The 3356-nt window shown below is 75.5% G+C and carries 4 protein-coding genes; 1 reads left to right on the top strand and 3 read right to left on the bottom strand.

Features of this window, described 5'->3' with window-relative positions; all coding sequences use genetic code 11:
- Together LLG88_02190 and LLG88_02195 are read right to left on the bottom strand one after the other, a co-directional pair.
- On the bottom strand, positions 1-279 hold a 279-nt coding region (locus tag LLG88_02190; protein ID MCE5245717.1), incomplete at its 3' end, for a hypothetical protein.
- Between the two features lie 150 nt (positions 280-429).
- Positions 430-807: a holo-ACP synthase gene (locus LLG88_02195; GenBank protein MCE5245718.1), complete on the bottom strand. Its 378-nt coding sequence runs from the start codon at positions 805-807 to the stop codon at positions 430-432.
- 190 nt (positions 808-997) lie between these two features.
- On the opposite strand from LLG88_02195, the gene LLG88_02200 reads away from it, so the two are divergent.
- Positions 998-2596, top strand: coding sequence for an NYN domain-containing protein (locus tag LLG88_02200; GenBank protein ID MCE5245719.1), 1599 nt, complete (start codon positions 998-1000; stop codon positions 2594-2596).
- A 154-nt stretch (positions 2597-2750) separates the two neighbouring features.
- Here LLG88_02200 and LLG88_02205 read toward each other — a convergent pair whose 3' ends face one another.
- Positions 2751-3050 (bottom strand): isoamylase early set domain-containing protein, encoded by a 300-nt coding sequence (locus LLG88_02205; protein ID MCE5245720.1) that lies wholly within the window; start codon positions 3048-3050, stop codon positions 2751-2753.
- Positions 3051-3356 lie beyond the last annotated feature (306 nt).

Raw genomic sequence — 3356 nt, forward strand, 5'->3', positions numbered from 1 at the left:
CGCGTCCGCAAGGCGGACGGCCGCGGCGCCGACGGCCGCCCCGACCAAGCCGACGCCGAGGCGCCGACGAACGACGGCGGCGACCGCGCCGAGCGCCCCGCAGATCACGAGATCGGCGCCCCACGCGGAGGCGGCGTCCGCGCGGCAAAGGAAGATCGCGGCGCAGATCGCCGACGCCGCGAGCCCGAGCGTCGTCCGGGGATGGAAGATCCCGAACCACGCCAGCTTCCCCGCCCAGCGCCCGAGGCGCGGGCTCTCCACCTCGTCCGTCGCGATCATCCCCGTCCCCCGCCGCGTCGGCTTCCGCGCAAGCCCGCGTCTTCGCGCGCCGCTCGTCGCCCCGCGTCTTCGCCGTGCGGCCGGCGCGCCGTTCGTCGTCCGCCGCGCGTCGGCCTGCGCGCCCGCGCGGGCCGGGCGCCGCGCGGCGCCTCAGTCCCCTTCCAGCACGACCATCGCCACCGCCGCCCCGCCGTCGTGCGAGAGCGAGAGGTGGATCCGCGTCACGCCCAGGTCCGCGGCGACGCGGGCCGCGCCCCCCGCGAGTTCGATCCGCGGAGCGCCCCCTTCGCGCCGCACTTCGATGTCCTTCCACGTCACGCCGCGCGCGATGCCGGTGCCGAACGCCTTGGCCGTCGCTTCCTTCGCCGCGAAGCGCGCCGCGACGTGCGGCGCCGCGTCGGCCTTCGCCGCGCAGTAGGCGCGCTCGCCGTCGGTCAGGATCCGCGTCAGGACGCGCTCGCCATGGCGTTCCAAGAGGCCGCGCATCCGCTCGATCTGCGCGATGTCCACCCCGATCCCGAGGATCACGTTCGCCTCCGTCTCTCCGCGGCCCCGCACGCCGAGGCCTCGTTTGCGAGGATACACGGCCGCGGGCCTTCCGGCGCAACTCGTTGCGGCACAATCGGTTGCGTCCGCAGAGATCCGAATTCCGCCGGATGCCGTGCTATAGTTGCGCCAGCGGGCCGCCCAGCCGCGGCCGCGGGAGGCGCGAACGCCCGTGGTCGGCTTCGAAACCTACTTCGAACGCTTGGGACCGCAGGGTCTGCGGCTCGTCGCGGCCGGACTGCTCGACGAGGCCGGCGCGGCGCTGCTTCTCGATCGTTCCGTCGAAGGTCTCTCGCCGGCCGAGCGCGGCCGCTTGGTCGTCGATCGGCTCGCCGAGGCGCCGGAGCGCGGCGCCGAGGCGCTGCGGCTCTTCGAGGCCGCGGCCGCCCTGCCCGAGATCGAGCCGGGCGGCGAGCGACGCGAGGAAGCCGCGGTGCGCGACGAACTCGCCGCGCTGCTGCGCGCCCCCGACCCATCCGCCGCGCGGCTGTTCCATCGCCTCGCCCGCGCGCCGCGCCCCGCCCTGCCGTCGGCCGAAATCCGCGCCGCGGCGGAGGTCCTCGCGGCGATGGTCCTCGGCGACGAGCAAGGGACCCGCCCGAAGTGGTTCGCCCGCTCCGCCTCCGACCGCGCCACGTCGCGCGAGCTCGAGCAGGAGCGGCGCGAGCTCGAGGCCCGCGTCCGCCAGCTCGAGACGACCAACCAACGGCTCGTCGAGCGCGCGGCCGATCTCGACCGGGAGCTGGCCGGCCGCGTGGACGAGGTCCGCGAGCTGCGCCTCGCCGAGCGCGCGGGCAAGGAGGAGCGCGCGCGGCTGGAGAAGGAGATCGCGCGGCTCGCCAAGCGGATCGAGGAGCAGAACGAGCGCCGCGCCCGCGAGCAGACGGGGGTGCTGACGACCGCGCTCCGCCGCCTGACGACCGAGCAGCGGCGCGCCGCGGCCCGGCTGGAGAAGCTGGCCCGCGCGCAGGCCGAGAAGCGCGACGTCTCGCGCGACCAGACGCGCCGCTTCGAGGAGCTGGCCGCGCTGGTCGAGCGGCTGGCCGACCAGCGGGACGAGGACGCCCGCGCCTTCGCCGCCGCGCAGGAGGCGACGCTCCGCTCGCTGGCCGCGCTCGGCGGCGCGGCGCCCGCGGCCCGCGCGCCGCGGCGCGCGGCCGAAGGGGAATCGCAGCGCGTCGCGCTGTTCGTCGACGTGCAGAACATGTTCTACGCGGCGCGCGAGAAGGGGGCGCGGCTCGACTTCGACGCGCTCCTTTCGGAAATCTCGGAAGGCCGGCGGCTCGTCCGCGCCGTGGCCTACGTCGTCGAGACGCGCGAGATCGACCAGAGCGCCTTCATCCACCTGCTGCAGGTGAAGAAGTACGAGGTCAAGCGGAAGACGCTGCGCATCCGCCCCGACGGCTCGATGAAGGGGAACTGGGACCTCGAGATCGCGCTCGACGCGCTGACGACCTCCGAGCACGTGGACGTCGTCGTGCTCGTCACCGGCGACGGCGACTTCGTCCCGCTCGTCCGCGAGCTCCGGCTGCACGGCAAGACGGTCGAGGTCTACGGCTTCCCGCGCAGCAGCGCCCCCGACCTGCGCGAGGCGGCCGACCGCTTCGTGGCGATCACGCGCCGCCTGCTCCGGCCGCTCGCGCCGGAACGGCGGCCGCGCCGCGAGGGCGCGCCGCGCGCCGACGAGGAGCCGTCCGCGACGTCGGCGGCGGAAGAGGCGTCGATCCCCGCCCCGCCGGACGTCGTGCCCTCGACGCCGGCCGCGTCGTAGTCCCGCGACGAGAGAGGGGTTCCGCGCGGCGCGATTCCGAGTTGCCGCGCGTCCTCGGCCAAGCCCGCGACGGCGAGCGGACGCAGCGACCTCGGCGCGCGGCATCGGCCAAGCCCGCGACGGCGAGCGGACGCAGCGGCGGCGAGCGGCCGCGCTAAGTGCGCAGCAACGAGTTGACGCCGCCGTACGGGTTGGGGATCGCGTCGCCGTTTTCCTGATCCGCGGTCCAGCGTTCCCCGTCGAGGAGGTAGCAGTACTGGTGCGTCTCGCCGCGCGGGAGGCGCAGCGTCGCCGACCAGACGCCGTCCTTGCGGCGCTTCATCGCCAGCGCGGCGCGGCTCCAGTCGTTGAACGTCCCGACGACGTGGATCGCCTGCACGTCGTCCCCCGCGCGCGCCTCGAACGTGACCGAGATCTTGGCGGGCGATCCCTTCACGTCGGTCAGCCTGAACATGCCGTCCTTCCTTCGCCGGACGCGGCCCGGCGCGCGAGAGCGTAGCGCAAGTGACGGCGGCCGCGCACGCCCCTTGCGCGCCGCGGGGAACGGGCCGCCGCAGCGCGTCCCCGCGCGGCCGGGACGCCGCCGGCGGAAAGATCCGCGGAACGGCGCCGCGCGCGACGCGTCAGCGGAAATCGCGCGAGGCGGGCGCCGGCCCCAGCGCGAACTTGGGCGCGAAGACCCGGTCGGCGATCAGGTGCGTCACCCCCTCCTGCGTCTCGAGCTTCCCGACGACGCCGAGCAGCGGGTTGGTCTTGACCT

This window comes from bacterium, assembly GCA_021372775.1.
Taxonomy (GTDB): Bacteria; Acidobacteriota; Polarisedimenticolia; order J045; family J045; genus JAJFTU01.

Coding starts and splice junctions, on each gene's coding strand:
- LLG88_02205 (MCE5245720.1), bottom strand. CDS start 3,050: ATGTTCAGGCTGACCGACGTGAAGGGATCGCCCGCCAAGATCTCGGTC.